18 protein-coding genes are annotated in these 20,413 nt (G+C 72.2%); 14 read left to right on the top strand and 4 right to left on the bottom strand.

What is annotated here, in order from left to right:
- Positions 1 to 42: 42 nt before the first annotated feature.
- Complete coding sequence (locus tag ACFQLX_RS04150) at positions 43 to 1,806, bottom strand: beta-N-acetylhexosaminidase (RefSeq protein WP_386412001.1); 1,764 nt, start codon at positions 1,804 to 1,806, stop codon at positions 43 to 45.
- Positions 1,807 to 2,019: 213 nt separating this feature from the next.
- On the opposite strand from ACFQLX_RS04150, the gene ACFQLX_RS04145 reads away from it, so the two are divergent.
- The 6 genes from ACFQLX_RS04145 to ACFQLX_RS04120 all read left to right on the top strand — a co-directional run bounded on the left by ACFQLX_RS04145 (position 2,020) and on the right by ACFQLX_RS04120 (position 6,541).
- On the top strand, positions 2,020 to 2,595 hold the full coding sequence (locus ACFQLX_RS04145) for a 2-oxo-4-hydroxy-4-carboxy-5-ureidoimidazoline decarboxylase (RefSeq protein WP_386412122.1): 576 nt from the start codon (positions 2,020 to 2,022) through the stop codon (positions 2,593 to 2,595).
- Positions 2,596 to 2,781: 186 nt separating this feature from the next.
- A complete protein-coding gene (gene sdhC / locus ACFQLX_RS04140) occupies positions 2,782 to 3,165 on the top strand; it encodes a succinate dehydrogenase, cytochrome b556 subunit (RefSeq protein WP_386412000.1) in 384 nt (127 codons plus the stop codon).
- A 7-nt stretch (positions 3,166 to 3,172) separates the two neighbouring features.
- Positions 3,173 to 3,640, top strand: a complete 468-nt coding sequence (locus ACFQLX_RS04135; RefSeq protein WP_386411998.1) for a succinate dehydrogenase hydrophobic membrane anchor subunit — start codon at positions 3,173 to 3,175, stop codon at positions 3,638 to 3,640.
- A gap of 16 nt (positions 3,641 to 3,656) precedes the next feature.
- Entirely contained in the window at positions 3,657 to 5,411 is a 1,755-nt protein-coding gene (gene sdhA, locus ACFQLX_RS04130; protein ID WP_386411996.1) for a succinate dehydrogenase flavoprotein subunit, read from the top strand.
- A complete protein-coding gene (locus tag ACFQLX_RS04125) occupies positions 5,411 to 6,169 on the top strand; it encodes a succinate dehydrogenase iron-sulfur subunit (RefSeq protein WP_386411994.1) in 759 nt (252 codons plus the stop codon). The genes sdhA and ACFQLX_RS04125 overlap by 1 nt, the downstream gene beginning before the upstream one ends.
- A 129-nt stretch (positions 6,170 to 6,298) precedes the next feature.
- Positions 6,299 to 6,541: a hypothetical protein gene (locus ACFQLX_RS04120; protein ID WP_386411992.1), complete on the top strand. Its 243-nt coding sequence runs from the start codon at positions 6,299 to 6,301 to the stop codon at positions 6,539 to 6,541.
- 16 nt (positions 6,542 to 6,557) lie between these two features.
- Here ACFQLX_RS04120 and ACFQLX_RS04115 read toward each other — a convergent pair whose 3' ends face one another.
- On the bottom strand, positions 6,558 to 7,055 hold the full coding sequence (locus ACFQLX_RS04115) for a LuxR C-terminal-related transcriptional regulator (protein WP_386411990.1): 498 nt from the start codon (positions 7,053 to 7,055) through the stop codon (positions 6,558 to 6,560).
- A 562-nt stretch (positions 7,056 to 7,617) separates the two neighbouring features.
- Here ACFQLX_RS04115 and ACFQLX_RS04110 point away from each other — a divergent pair.
- The 3 genes from ACFQLX_RS04110 (at position 7,618) to ACFQLX_RS04100 (ending at position 10,947) form a co-directional block, all read left to right on the top strand.
- Entirely contained in the window at positions 7,618 to 7,902 is a 285-nt protein-coding gene (locus ACFQLX_RS04110) for a hypothetical protein (RefSeq protein WP_386411988.1), read from the top strand.
- A 166-nt stretch (positions 7,903 to 8,068) separates the two neighbouring features.
- Positions 8,069 to 8,767 (top strand): ABC transporter ATP-binding protein, encoded by a 699-nt coding sequence (locus ACFQLX_RS04105; protein ID WP_386411986.1) that lies wholly within the window; start codon positions 8,069 to 8,071, stop codon positions 8,765 to 8,767.
- Positions 8,764 to 10,947, top strand: coding sequence for a hypothetical protein (locus ACFQLX_RS04100; protein WP_386411984.1), 2,184 nt, complete (start codon positions 8,764 to 8,766; stop codon positions 10,945 to 10,947). Before ACFQLX_RS04105 ends, ACFQLX_RS04100 begins: the two co-directional genes overlap by 4 nt.
- A 228-nt stretch (positions 10,948 to 11,175) precedes the next feature.
- Here the strand turns inward: ACFQLX_RS04100 and ACFQLX_RS04095 are convergent, their stop codons facing one another.
- Positions 11,176 to 12,102, bottom strand: a complete 927-nt coding sequence (locus ACFQLX_RS04095; protein ID WP_386411982.1) for a L,D-transpeptidase family protein — start codon at positions 12,100 to 12,102, stop codon at positions 11,176 to 11,178.
- 182 nt (positions 12,103 to 12,284) lie between these two features.
- Between ACFQLX_RS04095 and ACFQLX_RS04090 the strand changes: the two genes are divergently transcribed.
- The gene (locus ACFQLX_RS04090; RefSeq protein WP_386411980.1) at positions 12,285 to 13,871 is read left to right on the top strand and encodes an acyl-CoA mutase large subunit family protein; all 1,587 of its coding nucleotides are present in this window, start codon (positions 12,285 to 12,287) and stop codon (positions 13,869 to 13,871) included.
- A gap of 115 nt (positions 13,872 to 13,986) precedes the next feature.
- Here ACFQLX_RS04090 and ACFQLX_RS04085 read toward each other — a convergent pair whose 3' ends face one another.
- Positions 13,987 to 15,216, bottom strand: a complete 1,230-nt coding sequence (locus tag ACFQLX_RS04085) for a hypothetical protein (RefSeq protein ID WP_386411978.1) — start codon at positions 15,214 to 15,216, stop codon at positions 13,987 to 13,989.
- A gap of 315 nt (positions 15,217 to 15,531) precedes the next feature.
- Between ACFQLX_RS04085 and ACFQLX_RS04080 the strand changes: the two genes are divergently transcribed.
- The 4 genes from ACFQLX_RS04080 to ACFQLX_RS04065 are packed head-to-tail and all read left to right on the top strand — an operon-like array spanning position 15,532 to position 20,245.
- Positions 15,532 to 16,812 carry a DUF6716 putative glycosyltransferase gene (locus ACFQLX_RS04080; RefSeq protein ID WP_386411976.1) on the top strand — a complete coding sequence of 427 codons (1,281 nt, stop codon included), beginning with the start codon at positions 15,532 to 15,534 and terminating at the stop codon, positions 16,810 to 16,812.
- A gap of 53 nt (positions 16,813 to 16,865) precedes the next feature.
- Positions 16,866 to 18,131, top strand: a complete 1,266-nt coding sequence (locus tag ACFQLX_RS04075) for a cytidylyltransferase domain-containing protein (RefSeq protein ID WP_386411974.1) — start codon at positions 16,866 to 16,868, stop codon at positions 18,129 to 18,131.
- 39 nt (positions 18,132 to 18,170) lie between these two features.
- Positions 18,171 to 19,121, top strand: coding sequence for an N-acetylneuraminate synthase family protein (locus tag ACFQLX_RS04070; protein WP_386411972.1), 951 nt, complete (start codon positions 18,171 to 18,173; stop codon positions 19,119 to 19,121).
- Positions 19,118 to 20,245, top strand: a complete 1,128-nt coding sequence (locus ACFQLX_RS04065) for a hypothetical protein (RefSeq protein WP_386411971.1) — start codon at positions 19,118 to 19,120, stop codon at positions 20,243 to 20,245. The genes ACFQLX_RS04070 and ACFQLX_RS04065 overlap by 4 nt, the downstream gene beginning before the upstream one ends.
- Positions 20,246 to 20,413 lie beyond the last annotated feature (168 nt).

The raw sequence follows: 20,413 nt of genomic DNA, 5'->3' as shown, positions 1-20,413 counted from the left end.
CGACGGAGGGCGGGGGCCGGCCCCGTTCTCACCCCACCCCGCTCACCGCGCCGGCGCCACCACCCCCGCCAGCGCCCGGAACTCCGCCCACGTCAGCACCGGCCGCCGGGGGTCCCACACCTTCTGCGCCAGCGCCGCCAGCGGCAGCCGCACCCCCGCCGCGACCTGCGCGGTGGACTGCGCCCCCGCCAGATCGCACCAGACCGCCAGCCGCGCGCCCAGGATCCGGTCCGGGCCGGCCACCGACGCCGGGACCGGGGTCGTGCCGCGCAGGACGGCCGGGGTCCACTGCTCGTAGATCCGCTGCCCGGTGGGGTAGGCGAAGTCGTTGGGCTCGCCCAGGACGTAGTAGAGGAACTCGTCGTTGAGGTTGACCAGGTTCCGCCCCTCCGCCAGGTAGTCCTGCGGCGGGCGCGCCCCGTACTCCTTGCCCGTCCAGTACTCCACCTGCCGGTCCCCGGGCGTGCGCACCACCCCGCCGGGATAGATCCCGTCGTTCCACTGCTGGATGCGCTTGCCGCGCTCCTCCAGCACCGCCGCCCGGTCGTTGAGCCACGCCGTCGCCAGGTCCTGGATGCGCCCGCGCTCCCCGTAGCGCTCGCGGGCCGCCGCCGCCAGCTGCGGGAAGCGGGCCTCGGGGTCGGCGGACATCAGCGGGGCGTACTCGTCGCCGCCGAGGTTCCAGTTACGGGCGGGGAAGAGCGGCGCGTACTCCGCCAGCAGCTCGTCCAGCAGCCGGCCGGCCGCCGGGTCGATCACGTTCACGGCGCCCCGTACGGGCCTGCCCGCGCCGTCGCGCAGCCCCAGCGAGGGGTGCGCGGCGATGACCGCGCCGAGGTGGCCGGGGGAGTCGATCTCCGGGATCACCTCGATGTGCAGCTCGCGGCCGAGCGCGACCAGGGCGCGTACGTCGGCCTTGGTCAGGTGCGGGTCGGAGACGATCTCGGGATGGGTGGTGCTCTCGATCCGGAACGCCTGGTCGTCGGAGAGGTGCAGCCCGAGCTGGTTGTACTTCAGCGCCGCCAGCTCGTACATCCGTGCCTCGATCCACTCGCGCGGGAAGAACTTGCGCGCGAGGTCGAGCGCGAAGCCGCGCTGGGCCCGGTCGGGTCGGTCCTCGATGACGCCCGGCGGCAGCCCGCCGCCCGAGCGCCGGGCCTGCAGCAGGGTGCGCGTGCCGTAGAAGACGCCCGCGTCGGAGGCGCCGGTGATCCGGGCGCCGCCGCCCGCCGAGACCGCGATCCGGTACGCCTCCCGCCCGCCGGGGACGTCCGCGTCCAGCGCCAGCGCCACGTCGCCGTCGCGCGCCGCCGTGTGCGCGAGGGGTACGTCCAGCTCACGGGCGAGCCGCCGCCCCTCGTCCGCAAGCGGACCGTCCTTCGGGGCGACCACGCGGGTGCCGGGCAGCGGGGACCAGCCCCGGCCGGCGCCCTTCTCGTACGAGCGGACGGCCGGGATCGTGCGCGGCGCGCTGGCCTCGACGGCGGGCCCCGCGGCCATCCGGGCGACGGCGCCGCCGGAGGGCGCGGCCCGCGTCTGCGGCGGCTGCGGTGTCCGACCGCCGGCGAGCGCGAGGGCCCCGGTCGCGAGCAGCACCCCGGCGAGACCGGCGGCCAGCGGCCAGCGCGTCCGGCGGCCGCGCGGCAGCCGCCGGGCCCAGGCGGGGTGCGGCACCCTGCCGGTGCTGTCGGTGCTGTCGGTGCTGTCGGTCCTGTCGGCCCTGTCGGTCCTGTCGGCGCTGTCAGGGCTGCCCGGACCGTCCGTCCCGCCCGTCCCGGGTATCTCCGGCTCCGGTCCCGCCTCCATCGCCACCTCCACGGCCGTGGGGCGTCGGGGACCTCCTGTCCCGTCCACCCGATAAATGACGCTAGGCGTTCCGCTTCTTCTCCGCCCCTTCCCGCGGGGCGCCGGATCCCAACCCCGTTGACCGGCGGTTCAGTCGAGCCTTCAAACCCCCTCATCCGAGTGAAAACGGCGGAGGAGTGGGCGAGTAGTTCGGTTCCTGCACTACCGTGGCGGATCGCCGTTCGATCACCTTTCCCCACCGGTCACAGGCACACCTCCCGACACCCGCCCGACCCCACCTCACCGCGAAGGAGCGGAGCCCTGACCGGCCTCGCCGCACTCAACACCGCCCCGCCCGCGGACGCCGAGGCCGCCCTCACCGCCTGCCACGGCAGCCACCGCTGGGCCCGCCGGCTCGCGGCCCACCGGCCGTACCCGGACCTGCCGGCCCTCCTCGCCGCGGCGGACGAGGCGGCCTACGACCTCACCCCCGCCGACCTGGGAGAGGCGCTGGCCCACGAGCCGGCCGCCCGCCCCCCGGCCCTCCCGAGCCTGGCCGCGCACACGGCGCTGCGGGCGGCCCACGCGGCGTACGAGAGCCGATTCGGCCACGTCTTCGTCCTGTGCCTGGACGCCTACGAGCCCGCCGAGCACCTCGACCAGCTCCTCGCCGGCATCCGCACCCGCCTCTCGCACACCCCCGAGCAGGAACACGCCGTCACGGCGGAGGAACTGCGCAAACTAGCCCGAGGCAGACTCGCCAGACTGGCGCGCGGGCGGCCGATGGGCATACGTGTCCGACAAGGGTGAATTACCGGACATACGAGTGACGTCCCTGCCTGATCGATCACACTGGAGCCCCCCGGGCGGGGGACGGGACGGCGCGTCGCTACGATGGCCACGGCCGGTGGACCGTACCCGGCCGGGTGAGCACCGACAGACCGTGACTGATCAGGCCGGCGTCCACCCCCAAGAAACGCTCCGGAGGGTTGTTCCGTGCCGGCTGGAACGCTGTACCGCGGCCGGGAAGGTATGTGGTCCTGGGTGGCTCATCGAGTCACCGGCGTCCTCATCTTCTTCTTCCTGTTCGTGCATGTCCTCGACACCGCACTCGTCCGCGTCTCCCCCGAGGCGTACGACGACGTCGTGGCCACCTACAAGACGCCGATCGTGGCGCTGCTGGAGTACGGGCTCGTCGCCGCCGTGCTCTTCCACGCGCTCAACGGCCTGCGCATCATCGCCGTCGACTTCTGGTCGAAGGGCCCGCGTCTGCAGAAGCAGATGCTGTGGACCGTGGTGGGCATCTGGGTCGTACTGATGGCCGGGGCCCTCTACCCCGTCCTCGGGCACGCCGCCCGCGAGCTGTTCGGGAAGGGCTGAGCCGCACATGTCCACTTCTGGAATCGAGCTGACAGGCTCCTCCGTGGAGGCCGCCGAGGACGCGTACGCGATCTCCCTCGACGCCCCGCGCAAGCGCACCGCCCGGACGCCCAAGGCGACCCGCGGCAACTTCGAGATGTACGCATGGCTGTTCATGCGCCTCTCCGGCATCGTGCTGGTCGTCCTGGTCCTGGGCCACCTGCTGATCCAGCTGGTGCTGGACGGCGGCGTGAGCAAGGTCAGCTTCGCCTTCGTGGCGGGCCGCTGGGCCTCGCCGTTCTGGCAGGCCTGGGACCTGCTCATGCTCTGGCTGGCCATGCTGCACGGCGCCAACGGCATGCGCACCGTCATCAACGACTACGCGGAGAAGGACGGCACGCGCTTCTGGCTGAAGATGCTGCTGTACGCGGCCACCGTCTTCACCGTCCTGCTGGGCACGCTGGTGATCTTCACCTTCGACCCGAACATCGGCTGAGGCTGAGGTAGCCAACATGAAGATCCACAAGTACGACACCGTCATCGTCGGCGCCGGCGGCGCCGGTATGCGCGCCGCCATCGAGTCGACCAAGCGCTGCCGCACCGCCGTGCTCACCAAGCTCTACCCGACCCGCTCCCACACCGGCGCCGCCCAGGGCGGCATGGCCGCCGCCCTGGCGAACGTCGAGGAGGACAACTGGGAGTGGCACACCTTCGACACGGTCAAGGGCGGTGACTACCTGGTCGACCAGGACGCCGCCGAGATCCTGGCGAAGGAGGCCATCGACTCCGTCCTGGACCTGGAGAAGATGGGCCTGCCGTTCAACCGCACCCCGGACGGCACCATCGACCAGCGCCGCTTCGGCGGCCACTCGCGCAACCACGGCGAGGCGCCCGTGCGCCGCTCCTGCTACGCGGCGGACCGCACCGGCCACATGATCCTCCAGACGCTGTTCCAGAACTGCGTCAAGGAGGGCGTGGAGTTCTTCAACGAGTTCTACGTCCTGGACCAGCTCATCACCGAGGTCGACGGGGTCAAGCACTCCGCCGGCGTCGTCGCGTACGAGCTGGCCACCGGCGAGATCCACATCTTCCAGGCGAAGTCCGTGATCTACGCCTCCGGCGGCACGGGCAAGTTCTTCAAGGTCTCCTCCAACGCGCACACCCTGACCGGCGACGGCCAGGCGGCGTGCTTCCGCCGGGGCATCCCGCTGGAGGACATGGAGTTCTTCCAGTTCCACCCGACCGGCATCTGGCGCATGGGCATCCTGCTGACGGAGGGCGCCCGCGGTGAGGGCGGCATCCTGCGCAACAAGGACGGCGAGCGCTTCATGGAGAAGTACGCGCCGGTCATGAAGGACCTCGCCTCGCGTGACGTCGTCTCGCGCTCCATCTACACGGAGATCCGCGAGGGCCGCGGCTGCGGACCCGAGGGCGACCACGTCTACCTCGACCTCACGCACCTGCCGCCGGAGCAGCTGGACGCCAAGCTGCCCGACATCACCGAGTTCGCGCGTACGTACCTGGGCATCGAGCCCTACGTCGACCCGATCCCGATCCAGCCCACCGCGCACTACGCGATGGGCGGCATCCCGACCAACGTCGACGCGGAGGTGCTGGCCGACAACACCACCGTCGTCCCCGGCCTGTACGCGGCCGGCGAGGTCGCCTGCGTCTCCGTGCACGGCGCCAACCGGCTGGGCACCAACTCGCTCCTCGACATCAACGTCTTCGGCCGCCGCGCGGGCATCGCCGCCGCGGAGTACGCCGCGAAGGCCGACTTCGTCGAACTCCCGGACAACCCCGAGCAGTTCGTCGTCGACAAGATCGAGCAGCTGCGCAACTCCACCGGCACCGAGCGGCCCGCGGACATCCGCCGCGAGCTGCAGGAGACGATGGACGCCAACGTGATGGTCTTCCGTACCGAGCAGACCATCAAGACGGCCGTCGAGAAGATCGCCGAGCTGCGCGAGCGCTTCGAGAACGTCTCGATCCAGGACAAGGGCAAGCGGTTCAACACCGACCTGCTGGAGACCTTCGAGCTGGGCAACCTGCTGGAGCTGGCCGAGGTCATGGCCGTCTCCGCGCTGGCCCGCAAGGAGTCCCGCGGCGGCCACTACCGCGAGGACTACCCCAACCGCGACGACGTCAACTTCATGCGCCACACCATGGCGTACCGGGAGAAGACCCCGGAGGGCAGCGAGATCGTCGCACTCGACTACAAGCCGGTCGTCGTGACCCGCTACCAGCCGATGGAGCGTAAGTACTGATGAGCACTCCCGTTCTGGAGAAGGTCGAGGCGGCTTCGGCGGCCTCCCCCTACATCACCGTCACCCTGCGCATCCGGCGCTTCAAGCCGGAGGTGTCGGCGGACGCGTACTGGGAGGACTTCCAGCTGGAGCTGGACCCCAAGGAGCGTGTCCTCGACGCCCTCAACAAGATCAAGTGGGATCTGGACGGCTCGCTGACCTACCGCCGCTCCTGCGCCCACGGCATCTGCGGCTCCGACGCGATGCGCATCAACGGCAAGAACCGCCTCGCCTGCAAGACGCTCATCAAGGACGTCAACCCCGACAAGCCCATCACGGTCGAGCCCATCAAGGGCCTGACGCAGCTGAAGGACCTCGTGGTCGACATGGAGCCGTTCTTCCAGGCGTACCGGGACGTCATGCCGTTCCTGGTCACCAAGGGCAACGAGCCCACGCGCGAGCGCCTGCAGTCCGCCGAGGACCGCGAGCGCTTCGACGACACCACCAAGTGCATCCTGTGCGCCGCGTGCACGTCCTCGTGCCCGGTGTTCTGGAACGACGGCCAGTACTTCGGCCCGGCGGCGATCGTCAACGCGCACCGCTTCATCTTCGACTCGCGCGACGAGGCCGGCGAGCAGCGGCTGGAGATCCTCAACGACCGCGACGGCGTGTGGCGCTGCCGCACGACGTTCAACTGCACGGACGCCTGCCCGCGCGGCATCGAGGTCACCAAGGCGATCCAGGAGGTCAAGCGAGCGCTGATCACGCGCCGCATCTGACCTGCGCCCGCCCCCACGGCCGCCTCCCACGAAAGTCCCGCCCTTTCCGTACACGCTACGGGGGCGGGGCTTTCGTCGTACGGACGTGACGGAGATGCCCCCGCGACCGAATGTCGCGATGATTGCGACATGCTGTACGCGGTGCCTGCGTCGGACTCCGACGACCACCGCGTACCCGGCGAGGTGGGCGCCCTGTCCGACAAGCAGGCGCAGCGCGACCTCCAGGCGCTCACCGAGGCCGACCTGCTGAAACCGGTCGGCCGCACAAAGGGCCGCCACTACCTCCCGGGCCCCGCCTTCCCCGCCACCGTCCTGGAGACGGCCGACAGGCCGCTGACCTTGACGGACCCTTACGACGCCCCTCAGGCGTGACGCTTCACGCGCTCCGTCACGTACGGCTGAGAGCGGCCGGGACAGCGTGGTGGGGCGCCGGATCGCGGGTGCCGGCCTGCCAGGAGACCTGGGCGGCCTGGACGCGGTTGTCCACGCCGAGCTTTCCGTAGATGGCGCGGATGTGGTCCTTGACCGTGTGGTCGCTGAGCGTGAGCTCTTCGGCGACATCCGCGTTGGACAGGCCGTCGGCGAGCAGACCGAGGACCTCGCGCTCGCGGCAGCTCAGCGCGGCTATCCGGACGCGGGCGGCCGCCTGCTCGCGTGACGCCCGCCAAGGCCGCAGTTGCTTGGCGGCGAGCGCGGGCGTGATTTCCGGGGCCAGTGCCACGCTTCCGGCGGCGACGGCGGTTACCGCCCAGGGAAGGTGGCGGGCGGCGGTGTCGCGCCGGAGTACGCCGGCGGCGCCGGCGGTCAGAAGGCGCAACGCGGCAGAGGGTGTCAACTCGTCGAGGAGGACGAGGACTTTGGACGTACCGCCTTCGCGATCTGTCACACGGCCGAGCAGTCGCAGGCCGCTCTCCTCCTGTGCGTGGCCGGTGACCACGACATCCGGGCAGGTGGCAAGCACCAGACCCGCTGCTTCCGCCGGGCGCCCTTCCCCTACAACCATCGTGCCTTCGCATGCCGCCAGCACCCCGCGCACGCCGTCACGTATCAGAGGTTGCTCATCCAGGACGCAGATCCGCAGCACTCGTTCCCCCGCTCCCCGTAGTGATCACCCGTAGTTCCTAGATCACTATCGAGAGTGAACGTATCCACGGGATCGCACAGTTGTCCAGGGCGTGGGCTTCACACGCCCTCGTGAAGGAGAGGTGAACGGGGGGCGGGTGGGGACATTTGAGGTCGCAATCGCCCGCCATCCCTCCAAGCGGGGGGAGTGGTTCGCTAGATCCCCCGCAGGGGGGTGGGGGGTTCGGCGAATACTGGCTTGAATTTGAGCTCTCCACCACGTACTTGGCGGAGCATCCACCGGATTCCGCGGGGCAGGGGCATGTGCCGGGCCTCGCGCAGAGCGAGGCGCAACCGGGAAGCAGCGAAAGAATGGAGAGCACGCGATGAACACCAGAGTCATACGGAGGGTAGCCGTGGGGCTGCTCTCCGCAGCGGTGTTCGCCGGATCATCGCCGGCGTTCGCGGCCGAGTGGAGTCAGACGTGGCACGACTCCGGGGGGTGGACGGAGGCCACGAAGACCATCGTGAACTCCCGGGACCTAGCGGCTGACGGAAACCCCGGGACCGTCGAGAGCGGCCAGTACTCGTACATCTTCCGGGCGCAGACCTGCGAGGAGCGCGACCTCGCTCCCGACTACTGCAGCGGTTTCGAGTCGACCGACGAGTAACCACTGCCCGTCGGCATCGACTGCCGACCGCGGTGTGTGACATGCGTGTGCACGGTGGGGAGGCGACCGCCTGAATCGGTCGCCTCCCCACCGCCTGTCACCTTAGGGCGGCTCCTTATCCGGTCGGAAGGGTGCCCGACGAAACGAAGATCGAGGAGAGTTCTGCGTGGACGAGACAGTTGACCCTGCGGCGCTTGAACTGGAAGCGCTCACCTGCCGCGTGCCGGACAGGACCCTCTTCGAAGGGGTGGAGCTGCGGCTTGGGGTGGGAGAGTCCGTCGCGGTGACCGGAGCGAGTGGCAGTGGTAAGACCACGCTGCTCATGTGTGCCCTGGGGCTGGTCAAGCCGGACTCCGGCACGGTTCGGATCGCCGGTGCCGCCCTGGGTGGAATGTCGACCAGGCGGCTCGCCCGCTACCGGCGCCAACACATCGGCATGGTCTTCCAGTTCGGAGAACTCCTTCCCGAACTCTCCCCCTTGGAGAACGTCGCCCTCGCCGCCCTCCTGGGAGGCATGCGTCGTGCGGAGGCGTACTCCCGAGCGGCGCGGTTGCTGGAGGAACTCGGCGTGCCAGGCGGCTCCGCGCGTACTGCCACCCTGTCCGGCGGTGAACGTCAGCGCACGGCCGTCGCCAGGGCTCTGATCCACGAGCCGACGCTGCTGCTCGCGGACGAGCCCACCGGCTCCCTCGATGCGGAGAACCGCGTGTCCGTGGCGGAACTGCTCTTCGAACTGCCACTGCGCAGGAACTGCGCGCTGCTTCTCGTCACGCATGACGAGGAGGTGGCCGCCCGTGCGGACCGCAGAGTCGTCCTCGATGGTGGAAGGCTGCTGGCCTCTGAACTCGTGGAGGGGCGCAAGTGACGCGCGACAGCGGTCTGTTGCGGCAGCTGCTGCGTATCGGGCGGAGGTCCTCCTGGCAGGCGGAGTCCGGCCGGGTGCGCTTCTGGTCCCTCACGCTGGCGACCGCGCTGCTGTCGCTGGCGGTCGGCGGACTGGTGCTGGCGGACGCCTCGTTCGACGGCAGGGCCCAGCGGGGCGAGGCGAGGTCCCCACGGATGGTCGCCGGTCATCCGCAGGAACCGGCACGCGCGTTGATCAAGATGGATATCGCCGCTGACGGGATCATGCCGTACGACGTCATCTACCTGGAGCCCCTGACGGCGGACGCCCCCCTCCCGCCGGGATTGCCGAGGTGGCCCCGGCCCGGGGAGGCGTTCGTGTCGCCCGCCGTCCTGGAGTCGGGCGAGGCGGGCGTGGTCCGGTCCCAGTACGGCGAGTTCGCCGGGGTCATCGGTGCGGAGGGGCTGGAGGCCCCCTCGGAGGTCCTCGTCTACGCCCGTCCCCGCGCGGAGTTCCTGGACAAGTCGCGCATGTCCGAGATCAGCGGCTTCGGTGAGTTCGGTAGTGGCGGGGCCTTCGGGGAGCACGTCTACCACTCCGGATCCCGCAGTTTCCTCGCGGTGTACGCCGGCATGGTGCTGTTTCCGGCGGGGACCTTTGTCATCCTGGCGGCCCGGTTGGGTGCTGCCGCACGGGACCGGCGGACCGTGCTGCTCAGCGGTCTGGGGGCGGGGCGCCTCGCGCGCGGCTGCTTCACCCTCGGCGAGGCCGCGGTGCCGGTCGCCCTGGGTGTGCTGATCGGGGCGTCGGGAGTGGCGGGCACCCTCGCCGCGGACACGGCCCTTCCCCTGGTGGATTTCATCCTCTCGGCACAGGACGCACGCGCTGCGATTCCCGTACTTGCCGGCGGTCTCGCCGCTGCGGCGTTTGCCGTGCTCGCGCTCGTGGTGCTGCTCCAGCCGGGTACCCGCGGGCCCCGGGTCCTGGAGGCGCGCGTCCGGCGCGGCTGGACTCAGTCCGTGAGCCTGTGGGTCTTCCCCCTCGCGCTGCTGTTCTGCGTATGGGTGGTGGATCTGGTGCCGACCGTGTGGATCGTGCCGTGCTACGCGCTCGGTGCCGTAGTGACACTTGCGACGCTGCCGGGAGTGATCGGGGCCGTGGTGGGCCGACTGGGGCCCGTGCTGGCACGGATCGGATGGCGGACCGGGCAGCCGGGAGCCCTGCTCGCGGGGCGGCGGATGGGCGCCGCCCCCCGTGCCGTGACCCGGCTGGTCGCCGCCATGGTCATCGCGATCGGGCTGGCCGCGCAGGCCCAGGTCTGGGCGGGCTACATCACCGATTCCGGAGCACAGGAGGTCGCCGCACAGCAGCGGGTCGGCAGTACGGTGCTGCGGGTGGCGGCCACCGCCACGGCTGCTCGGATGAACGGGTTCGAAGCGGCGCTGCCCGCGGGGGTGCACGCGCTGGAGTTGCGCAGGCCCAGTAGCGACGGCTCCCTCGAACTCACCGGCTCCTGTGCGGGGTTGGGGGAGCTCGGCCTCTCCTGTACGGCGGAGGGCGCCGCGCTGCCGGCGAGGACCGGCGACCAACGGCTGCACGAGGTGCTCCGCATGGTCGGGGTGGCCCCAGGAGGGCAGGACCGGGTGATCGCCCGCCGCACTCCGTCGGAACAGCCGGCGAAGAAGAGGGAGCGCAGGCTGATCGTGGTCCGGGAGGGCGGAGGTGACCTGTCGGTACCGGCGATCAGGCAGATCGCCCGTCATGAACTCGGAATGACACCGTCCGTCAGGCTTTTGAACGAGGTTGCGGGCACCGGCCCGCTCGTGACCGCGACCACCTGGCTGCGCCTGCTGTCGATGGTCGGGGTCGCGGTGGTCGCGGTGGCCGCGACGGCGGCGGCGATGGGTGAGTTCCTGCGGTTCGGCCGTGAACTCGCGCCGGTCGCGGTGCTCACGGCCAACCGTCGCGTCTTCCGCACGGCGGCCCTGTGGTCCCTGCTGTTCCCCGCCGTACTCGCCGCCCTCGGCGGCGTGTTGGTCTCCTGGTGGCTCGCGGCGCCGATCCTGAGCATCGCGGTGACAAGCCCCGGAGCCCTGGCGCCGATCACCGTGGGCGCGCTCCTGTGCGCAGGCATCATGACGATATGGGGCGGGTACACCGCCATCCGGATCGCGGAGCGCTGGCGGCCGGGCGCGGAGTGAGCGGGCGCGGACGCGGGGACTCCGATCGGCGTGCGCGATGCCGTCCGGGCAGTGTGACGTTTTTCGGGCCCCCGGCGCTGTAAGGAATGTGCCGACTGGTCATCGGCCCACCAGCGGAGCCGGGTTCCCCCCGTACCTACGGCTCCGCGACTGAAGGCGCGGGCGGAGTGCGTTCCCCCTACTCCGCCCGCGCCGCCTTCGTGTCCGGGGCCGGCGCCCGTCTTGCCCTCAGCGGTAGACGACCACCTTGTCGCCCAGCCGCACCGCCGCGAAGAGCGAGGCGATGGCGTTGACGCTGCGGACGTTGACGCAGCCGTGCGAGGCGCCGTTGTAGCCGCGGGCGGCGAAGTCCGAGGAGTAGTGGACCGCCTGGCCGCCGCTGAAGAACATCGCGTACGGCATCTCGGAGCCGTACAGCGTCGAGGTGAAGTAGCGGTTCTTCTGGAAGACCGAGAACTGCCCCTCGCGGGTCGGCGTCGCGTACGAGCCGAAGCGCACGTCCGTCGTCAGCCGGACCTGGCCGTCGACGATCCAGCGCAGGGAGTTGCTGCGCTTGGAGATGCACATCACCCGGCCGGTCATGCAGCGCGGGTCGGGGGCCTCCAGGCCGGCCCGCGTCGTGCTCGGCGCCTTGGCGTACAGCTCGGCCCGGGTGGGCTCGCGGGTCATCCCCAGCAGCCGCCGCCAGGTCACCTCGTCCACCGTGCCGGTCCTGGGCAGTCCCCGCTTGCCCTGGAAGCCGCTGACGGCGCTGGTGGTGAGCGAGCCGTAGCTGCCGGTGACCGCCGCGTTGAACCAGGAGATCTGCCGCAGCCTGGCCTGGAGTTCGCGCACCTCGCCGCCCTTGTCGCCCGGCCGCAGCAGGATCTTCGGGGGCTTCGCCGGCGGCTTCTTCGAGGGCTTCGCGGACGGGGTGGCGCTGGGTGGGGCCGAGGTGCTGGGCGAGGCGGAAGCGCTCGGCGAGGCGGACGGGGAGGCGGACGTCGGCGGCGCGGAGGCGGCGGCCGTGGTCCGTACGGGCGAGGGGGCGGCCTTGGCCGCTGCCCCCGCCTGGTCGGAGCAGCCGGTGGCCGCTCCCAGCGATATGAGTGCCGTCGCCAGCGCGGCGACGGTCTTCCCCAGGGTGTGTCTCTCCACACTCGTCTGACGCTTCATACCGCCCCCCGGTTGCACGAATCCACGGCACTGCCTGGCATCTTCCCGTCCGCAGCGGGCGCCAATCCGGCCCCGCGCGGCACGCTGTGAGCAAGGTCCCAGCGTGGAGCACTCCACGGGCCGAACGGCCGTGACTACAGTCCGTGGTGGCATCGCAAGGACGAGCGGGAGGCAGCAGAGCTATGGCGCGGCAATCGGAGTCGGGTCTTCCCATCGAGCCGGTGTACACCCCCGGGGATCTCGCCGAGTCCGGCTGGGACGCGGCGGAGAAACTGGGCGAGCCGGGCTCGTACCCCTTCACCCGGGGCGTCTACCCCTCGATGTACACGGGCCGGCCGTGGACCATGCGCCAGTACGCCGGCTTCGGCACGGCGGTGGAGTCCAACGCCCGCTACAAGCAGCTCATCGCCAACGGCACCATGGGCCTGTCCGTCGCCTTCGACCTGCCCACGCAGATGGGCCACGACTCCGACGCGCACATCGCGAGCGGCGAGGTCGGCAAGGTCGGCGTGGCGATCGACTCCGTCGACGACATGCGGATCCTCTTCGGCGGCATCCCGCTGGACAAGGTGTCCACGTCGATGACGATCAACGCCCCCGCCGCGCTGCTGCTGCTGATGTACCAGCTCGTCGGCGAGGAGCAGGGCGTACCGGCGGACCAGCTGACCGGCACGATCCAGAACGACGTGCTGAAGGAGTACATCGCCCGCGGCACGTACATCTTCCCGCCCAAGCCCTCGCTGCGGCTGATCGCGGACATCTTCAAGTACTGCAAGGCCGAGATCCCCAAGTGGAACACGATCTCCATCTCCGGCTACCACATGGCCGAGGCCGGCGCCTCGCCCGCGCAGGAGATCGCCTTCACGCTGGCCGACGGCATCGAGTACGTACGCACCGCGGTGGCGGCCGGCATGGACGTGGACGACTTCGCGCCCCGGCTGTCCTTCTTCTTCGTCTCGCGCACGACCATCCTGGAGGAGGTCGCCAAGTTCCGTGCCGCGCGCCGGATCTGGGCGCGGGTGATGAAGGAGGAGTTCGGCGCGAAGAACCCCAAGTCGCTGATGCTGCGCTTCCACACGCAGACCGCCGGCGTCCAACTCACCGCCCAGCAGCCCGAGGTGAACCTGGTGCGCGTCGCCGTCCAGGGCCTCGCGGCGGTCCTCGGCGGCACCCAGTCGCTGCACACCAACTCCTTCGACGAGGCCATCGCGCTGCCGACGGACAAGTCCGCGCGCCTGGCGCTGCGCACCCAGCAGGTCCTCGCCTACGAGACGGACGTGACGGCGACGGTCGACCCCTTCGCCGGCTCGTACGTGGTGGAGTCCCTCACCGACGACGTCGAGGCCGCCGCGCTGGAGCTGATGGCGAAGGTCGAGGAGATGGGCGGCGCGGTCGCGGGCATCGAACGCGGCTTCCAGAAGGGCGAGATCGAGCGCAGCGCCTACCGCATCGCGCAGGAGACGGACGCCGGCGAGCGGGTCGTGGTCGGTGTCAACCGCTTCCAGATGGACACCGAGGACCCGTACGAGCCGCTGCGCGTCGACCCGGCGATCGAGGCCCAGCAGGCGGAGCGGCTGGCGAGGCTGCGCGCCGAGCGCGACAACGCGGCGGTGGACGCGGCGCTGGCGGAGCTGAAGAAGGCGGCGGAGGGCACGGACAACGTGCTGTACCCGATGAAGGAGGCCCTGCGCGCCCGCGCCACGGTGGGCGAGGTCTCCAACGCCCTGCGCGAGGTGTGGGGGACGTACGTCCCGACGGACGCGTTCTGATCCGGGCCGCACGGGCCGCACGGGCCGCACGAGCCGGTACGAAGCCGCACCCCGCCGCGCCGACACGGTGCGCGGCGGGGTGCGGCTGTGCCGGAAGGGGGCAACCGCGCGCGCCCTACAGCCCCTTGACCCGCCCCGCCACCCGCCGGGCCGCCCCGCTGCGGGCCAGCAGGCGCTTGGCCGTGCGGCGCAGGGTGTGGCTGCGCAGGGTCCAGCGGGCCGCGCGGGGGAGCAGGTCGGTGCGCAGCAGCGGGCGCAGGGGGGCGGGGGCGCCGCCCGGGAGGCCCAGGGCGATCAGGCGGCGGCGCGGGATGTACGGGGTGCGGGGCGCCGTGCGCAGATAGGCCGCGGCCTGCGCGCGCAGCGCCGCGTAGGCGCGCGGGCGGTGGGTGTACGCCAGCGCGTCCGCCAGCGCCGCCAGGTCAGGGGCGGCGGCGAAGGAGGCCGCGGCCAGCGCCGTCTGCGGGGTGTGCGGGGCGGCGGGGTGCGGCAGCGGCGTCACCCCGTACAGCGCCCGGGCCCGCAGCAGCAGCGAGGCGTCGGCGGTGGCCAGGGCGGCGGGGCCGAGCGTCTCGTAGAGCGACTCGGTGAGCTGCGCGGGCTCTATCACCGTCAGCGGCGCGCTCTGCTCGCGCGCCGTGCGCTCCAGCGCCCGCAGCCGGCCGCCGGGTGCGCAGCTCACCGCCACCGCGGGCCCGTAGCCCGACTCGCGTGCGTGGAGCAGCAGTTGGCACAGCTCCGGCTCGGTGGGCGCCACGAGCAGCACCGACTCGCGGGCGTAGCGCGTGGGACCGGGGGCGGGCTCCGCGGTCCGTACGACCGCGCGCACCGCCTCCGCCGGCAGCGCCAGCGCGGGCACGCCCAGCTCGCTCAGCGCCCGGGGCGCCGTGCCGGCCAGCAGCTCCAGGTGCAGCAGCCGCCGCACCCGCAGCGCGACCTGCCGCGGCAGGCTCTCCGGCGTCGGCCCGTACACCTCCGCGCCGCCCGCGCACACCTCCAGCTGCGCGTCGGCGAAGACCTCCGCCAGCGCTGCGGACTGGCCCGCGCCGAGGCCGTCCAGCACCAGGCCCACCGGCTGCGTACCCAGCTCCCACCAGGCGCGCCACTGCCGTTCCCAGACCGGCGCGTCGAAAGCGCGCACCCGCCACTCGGCGGGATGCAGCGGTGCGACGGCCGCGTCGAAGGACACGATCCGGTCGAATCTCGCGCTCAACTCCGCGAATCCGGGCATGTCCTCGATACGGGCCGAGGTCTCCGGAGTTTCGGCCGTATTGCCGATGGCCAGAATTCGCCGCGTCGCGTCCGTATAACAACCAGAATCGATCGCCGCAGCGAACAACGCCACCGAGAAAGGCGACGTGGCGGAGAAGATCCGCGTGCGGGGAAAAGGGGCCCGGAGCGGGGCCCCGAGGGCGCTGTCACTGCTTGCGGTGGCTGCCACACCAGCACGATAGAGCGCTTGTGCGCACCCCTCAGAACCGGGCGGCGGCCGTTCGGTGAACGCCGAACCGCGCCTCGGTTAACAGCCGGTGCGCATGCCCCGACTCCCCGTCCGGCGACGTGTTGTTAACCAGCTGTACGACTTGAGTTGGGCCATCAAGCGGAATGCCTGCCTAGCGTCAGCCGTGTGCTCGACAACTCCCCCCCACCCGCTCGCGCCGTGCGAGTAGCGGTAATCGCCGATTCGGACACCCGCTGGAAATGGGGTGTGCTCACCGCGCACCGCCTCGCCCCCGCGGCCGCAGTCGACGGCTACCTGCTGCGCGGCCGGGCGACCCCGACCCCGCGCCAGCTCGCGGAGAGCGGGGCGCCGGGGGAGCCGCTCGGCGAGGTCACCGCGCCGGAGTTCGCCGAGCGCGCCCGGGGCTACGACCTCGTCGTCCTCGCCTGCGTCGGCCGCGCGGTCCAGGCCCTGCTGCACGGACTCGCCCACGCCGCCCGCACCGTCCCGGACGCGCCGCGCCCCCTGGTCGCCACCGGCTACGTCGGCGTCGTGTACGAAAAGCTCCCCGACGGCCTGCTGCTGCGCCACGGCGCCGACCTGGTGCTGGCCAACTCCCGCCACGACGCGGCCCGTTTCCGCGCCGTCTACGAAGGCGCGGGCGCCGAGCCCGGCGGCGTGGTCGAGGCCGCGCTGCCCTTCCTGGCGGACGCGGCCCCCATCCCGGCCGGAGGGGACGCGCACCCGTACACCGTCGTCTTCGCCGTCCAGCCCTCCGTCCCCGACACCCGCGCCGAGCGCGCCTACCTGCTGCGCCGCGCCGCCCAGCACGCCCGGCTGCACCCGGACCGCGAGGTGCTGGTGAAGCTGCGCAGCCGCCCGGGGGAGCACACCACGCACGTCGAGGAACTGCCGTACCAGCGCCTCGCCAAGCGGCTGCCCGGCGGACTGCCGGCCAACTGCCGCCTGGTGTACGGGCACATGGGCGCGCTGCTGGAGCGCACCGACCTGCTGGTGACGGTCAGCTCCACCGCCGCGCTGGAGTCCCTGCACCGGGGCGTCGCGACGGCGGTGCTGACCGACCTGGGCATCCGCGAGCCGCTCGGCAACCACTACTTCCTCGGCTCGGGCTGCTACGCCTCCTGGGACCAGCTCGACGCCGGGCTCGTCCCCACGGCCGACCCGGCCTGGGTCGCCGAACACGGCGCCGCGGACGGCGAGTTCACCGCCGCCCGTGCCCGCCTCGCGCGGCTGCTGGGCGCCCCGCGCCCGGCCCTCGCCCCGTACCTGAGCGCGCACACCGCGCCCGGCTTCCTGCCGCCGCTGCTGGAGCGCTACGGCTTCGCGCCCGACGGCAGCCCGCTGCCCACCGCGCGCACCGCAGCCCCGAGCGGCGTACGCGGCGCCGCCCGCACGCTGCTGCGCACCGCGGCCCGCGGCGCGTACCGCTCGGGCGTCCAGCGAATCGCCCCGCTGATCCGCCGGATGGGGGCGCTGTGAGCACGCCGTCCGCGCCGCACCCGCAGCAGCCCGCCGCCATCGAAGGAGCACCCATGCCTCTCACCGACGAGAGCGCCGAAGAGAGCACCGAAGCACCCACCGAAGCACCCACCGTGCTGGCCGTCATCCCCGCCCGCGGCGGCTCCAAGGGGGTGCCCGGCAAGAACCTCGCCGAGGTCGGCGGCGCCTCCCTGGTCGCCCGCGCGGTGCGCGCCTGCCGCGCGGCGCGGCTGGTCACCGACGTGGTCGTCTCCACCGACGACCCGGGGATCGCGCGGGCCGCCCGCGCCGAGGGCGCCGGGGTCGTGGAGCGCCCGGCGGAGATCGCGGGGGACACCGCGAGCAGCGAGGCGGCGGTGCTGCACGCGCTGGACGCCTTCGAGGAGCGCACCGGCCGCACCGCGGCGGCGCTGGTCTTCGCCCAGTGCACCAGCCCCTTCCTCACCGCCGGCGACATCGACGCGGTGGCCGCCGCGGTGCTGGAGGAGGGCGCCGACTCGGCCCTCACGGTCGCCCCCTTCCACGGCTTCCTGTGGCGCGACGGCGCCGGGAGCGCGTCGGAGGCCGGCGGCTACGGCGTCAACCACGACAGGTCCCACCGCCCCCGCCGCCAGGACCGCCCCCAGGACCTGCTGGAGACCGGCGCCGCCTACGCGATGCGCGCCGGCGGCTTCCGCGAGCACCGCCACCGCTTCTTCGGCCGTACGGCCCCCGTGCCCACCGACCCGGCCCGCGTGCTGGAGATCGACGACCCGCACGACCTGGCCCGCGCCCGCGCGCTGGCCCCGCTGCTGGACACCGCCGGTACGGACCCGCACCCCGTGCTTCCCACCCGCGCCGACATCGACGCCGTGGTCCTCGACTTCGACGGCACCCAGACGGACGACCGGGTGCTGATCGACGCGGACGGACGCGAGTACGTGTCCGTCCACCGCGGCGACGGCCTGGGCATCGCCGCCCTGCGCGACCAGGGGCTGAAGCTCCTCATCCTCTCCACCGAGGCCAACCCGGTGGTCGCCGCCCGCGCCCGCAAGCTGCGCATCCCCGTCCTGCACGGGATCTCGCGCAAGGGCGACGCGCTCAAGGAGTGGTGCGCCGAGCAGGGGCTCGACCCCGAGCGCGTGCTCTACGTCGGCAACGACGTCAACGACCTGCCCTGCTTCTCCCTGGCCGGCTGGCCGGTCGCGGTCGCCGACGCCCACGAGGTGGTACGCCGCGCCGCCCGCGCCGTCACCACCGTCCCCGGCGGCCAGGGGGCGATCAGGGAGATCGCCTCCTGGCTCCTCGGCCCCGCTCTCGGGGCCCCCACGACCCCCTGACCCCGCAGTCCCCCCTCTCACAGCTAAGGAATCACCGTCATGAGCACCACCCCCGTTACCGGCCCCGTCCGCACCTTCGGCGCGCGCGAGGTCGGCGCCGGCCGCCCCGTCTACGTCACCGGCGAGATCGGCATCAACCACAACGGCGACCTGGACAACGCGATCAGGCTGATCGACGCCGCCGCCGAGGCCGGCTGCGACGCGGTGAAGTTCCAGAAGCGCACCCCGGAGATCTGCACCCCGCGCGACCAGTGGGACATCGAGCGCGACACCCCCTGGGGCCGGATGACGTACATCGACTACCGCCACCGCGTGGAGTTCGGCGAGGACGAGTACCGCGCCATCGACGAGCACTGCAAGGAGCGCGGCATCGCCTGGTTCGCCTCCCCGTGGGACACCGAGGCCGTCGCCTTCCTGGAGAAGTTCGACCTCCCCGCGCACAAGGTGGCCTCCGCCTCCCTCACCGACGACGAGCTGCTGCGCTCCCTGCGCGCCACCGGCCGCAGCGTCATCCTCTCCACCGGCATGTCCACCCCGCGCCAGATCCGCCACGCGGTCGAGGTCCTGGGCAGCGAGAACATCGTGCTCTGCCACGCCACCTCGACCTACCCGGCCAAGGCGGAGGAGCTGAACCTGCGCGTCATCGACACCCTGCGCGCCGAGTTCCCCAACGTGCCGATCGGCTACTCCGGCCACGAGACGGGCCTGCAGACCACCCTCGCGGCCGTCGCGCTGGGCGCCGTCTTCGTCGAGCGCCACATCACCCTGGACCGCGCCATGTGGGGCTCGGACCAGGCCGCCTCCGTCGAGCCGCAGGGCCTGCAGCGCCTGGTGCGCGACATCCGCACCATCGAGGCCAGCCTCGGCGACGGCGTCAAGAAGGTCTACGAGTCCGAGCTGGGCCCGATGAAGAAGCTGCGCCGCGTCAGCGGTGTCGTGGCCGAGGCCGGGCTGACGGAGACCGCCGAGAAGGAGCCGGCCGCCGTATGACCGCTCCCCAGGGCGCTGCGGGAGTGACGGCGGCGGAGACGATCGCACTGGTCGAGAGCCCGGTGCAGCTGCTCAACGTCCTGGAGTGGACGTACTCGGGCGGGACGGTCACCCCCTGCACGGTGGTCGTCCTCCCGCCCCGCGACCCCATGTCGCGCGGCCAGCTGCGCCGGATGGCGCAGCTGGCCGCGGACGAGGGGCTGACGGTGCGCTGGGAGGAGGTGCGCGGCGGCCGCTCCGGACCGGCGGCGACACTGCGCAGGCTGCGCGGCCCCCTGCGCGCCGCCCGCCGCGTCATCGTGGGCGACCCCTTCTCCCGGTGGATGCAGCTGCTGCTGGCGCTCACCCCGGCGCCTGAGATCGTCGTCGTCGACGACGGCACCGCCACCATGGAGTTCGTCGGCCAACTGGCGCGCGGCGAGCGCTTCGTGCGCTGGCACCGCACCGGCCGGCGCGGCGGGGCGCGCGCGCTCCTGACGGGGGGCGCCTTCGCCCCCGTCTCGGCCGTCGCGCGCCGCCGGCTGACCCCGCGCGCCGACCGCGCCGGCCGCGGCGCTCAGGACGGCCGCCGGGTGGAGGTCTTCAGCTCGATGCCCGTCGAGCCCCCGGCCGGCGTGCACACCAGCCGCTGCGAGTTCGCCTGGACCCGGGCCCGGTTCGGGCCGCCGCGCCTCACCCGCAGCACCGACCTGGTGGGAACGTCCCTGGTGGAGACGGGCGTGGTGGACTACGAGCGCTACCTCCAGGCCGTGGGCGCGCTGGCCCGTACGCACGGCGCCACCCGCTACTTCGCCCACCGCCGCGAGAGCGTGGAGAAGCTGCAGGCCCTCACGCGGGCGACGGGACTGGAGATCGTACGGCCGGACCTGCCCCTGGAGTTGGTGGCCCGGCGCGGTCCCATCGGGCATACGATCGTGAGCTTCCCGTCCACCGTGGTGCACACCCTGCCGCTCGCCCTCGCGGGAACCGGCGTGCAGGTCGCGGTGGTCGGCATCGACCCGGCGTGGCTCACCGCCCACGCCTCGCCCCGGGCGCAGGGCTTCCTCGCCTCGGTCGCGGGAGCGGCACAGCGGGAGAAAGGGGCCGGAGGAGTGCGGCTGGTGATTCCACCGGCCGCGGTATGACATGTATGTACGAAGCGGGGCGGCAGTGTACCCAGGGGCCTGAAGGGCGAACCCCCATCGGGCTGAATTTTTGCTGATCGAGCGTCAGTGGACCCCCCGGGCGCTCTACGCTCGTGAAGGTGAACCAACTGACGTCGCTCCCCCTCCCCCCGGAGCCGGTCACCGAGC

This window comes from Streptomyces polyrhachis (genome assembly GCF_042663125.1).
Lineage (GTDB): Bacteria > Actinomycetota > Actinomycetes > Streptomycetales > Streptomycetaceae > Streptomyces > Streptomyces polyrhachii.
Note: the sequence above shows the minus strand (reverse complement) of the source record. Positions and strands in the feature narration are given on the sequence as shown.

What these genes read in the sequence shown, in the direction of transcription:
- ACFQLX_RS04150 (WP_386412001.1), bottom strand. Translation starts at nt 1,806, where the DNA reads ATGGAGGCGGGACCGGAGCCGGAGATACCCGGGACGGGCGGGACGGAC.
- ACFQLX_RS04135 (WP_386411998.1), top strand. Translation starts at nt 3,173, where the DNA reads ATGTCCACTTCTGGAATCGAGCTGACAGGCTCCTCCGTGGAGGCCGCC.
- sdhA (WP_386411996.1), top strand. Translation starts at nt 3,657, where the DNA reads ATGAAGATCCACAAGTACGACACCGTCATCGTCGGCGCCGGCGGCGCC.
- ACFQLX_RS04125 (WP_386411994.1), top strand. Translation starts at nt 5,411, where the DNA reads ATGAGCACTCCCGTTCTGGAGAAGGTCGAGGCGGCTTCGGCGGCCTCC.
- ACFQLX_RS04120 (WP_386411992.1), top strand. Translation starts at nt 6,299, where the DNA reads ATGCTGTACGCGGTGCCTGCGTCGGACTCCGACGACCACCGCGTACCC.
- ACFQLX_RS04110 (WP_386411988.1), top strand. Translation starts at nt 7,618, where the DNA reads ATGAACACCAGAGTCATACGGAGGGTAGCCGTGGGGCTGCTCTCCGCA.
- ACFQLX_RS04095 (WP_386411982.1), bottom strand. Translation starts at nt 12,102, where the DNA reads ATGAAGCGTCAGACGAGTGTGGAGAGACACACCCTGGGGAAGACCGTC.
- ACFQLX_RS04090 (WP_386411980.1), top strand. Translation starts at nt 12,285, where the DNA reads ATGGCGCGGCAATCGGAGTCGGGTCTTCCCATCGAGCCGGTGTACACC.
- ACFQLX_RS04075 (WP_386411974.1), top strand. Translation starts at nt 16,866, where the DNA reads ATGCCTCTCACCGACGAGAGCGCCGAAGAGAGCACCGAAGCACCCACC.
- ACFQLX_RS04070 (WP_386411972.1), top strand. Translation starts at nt 18,171, where the DNA reads ATGAGCACCACCCCCGTTACCGGCCCCGTCCGCACCTTCGGCGCGCGC.
- ACFQLX_RS04065 (WP_386411971.1), top strand. Translation starts at nt 19,118, where the DNA reads ATGACCGCTCCCCAGGGCGCTGCGGGAGTGACGGCGGCGGAGACGATC.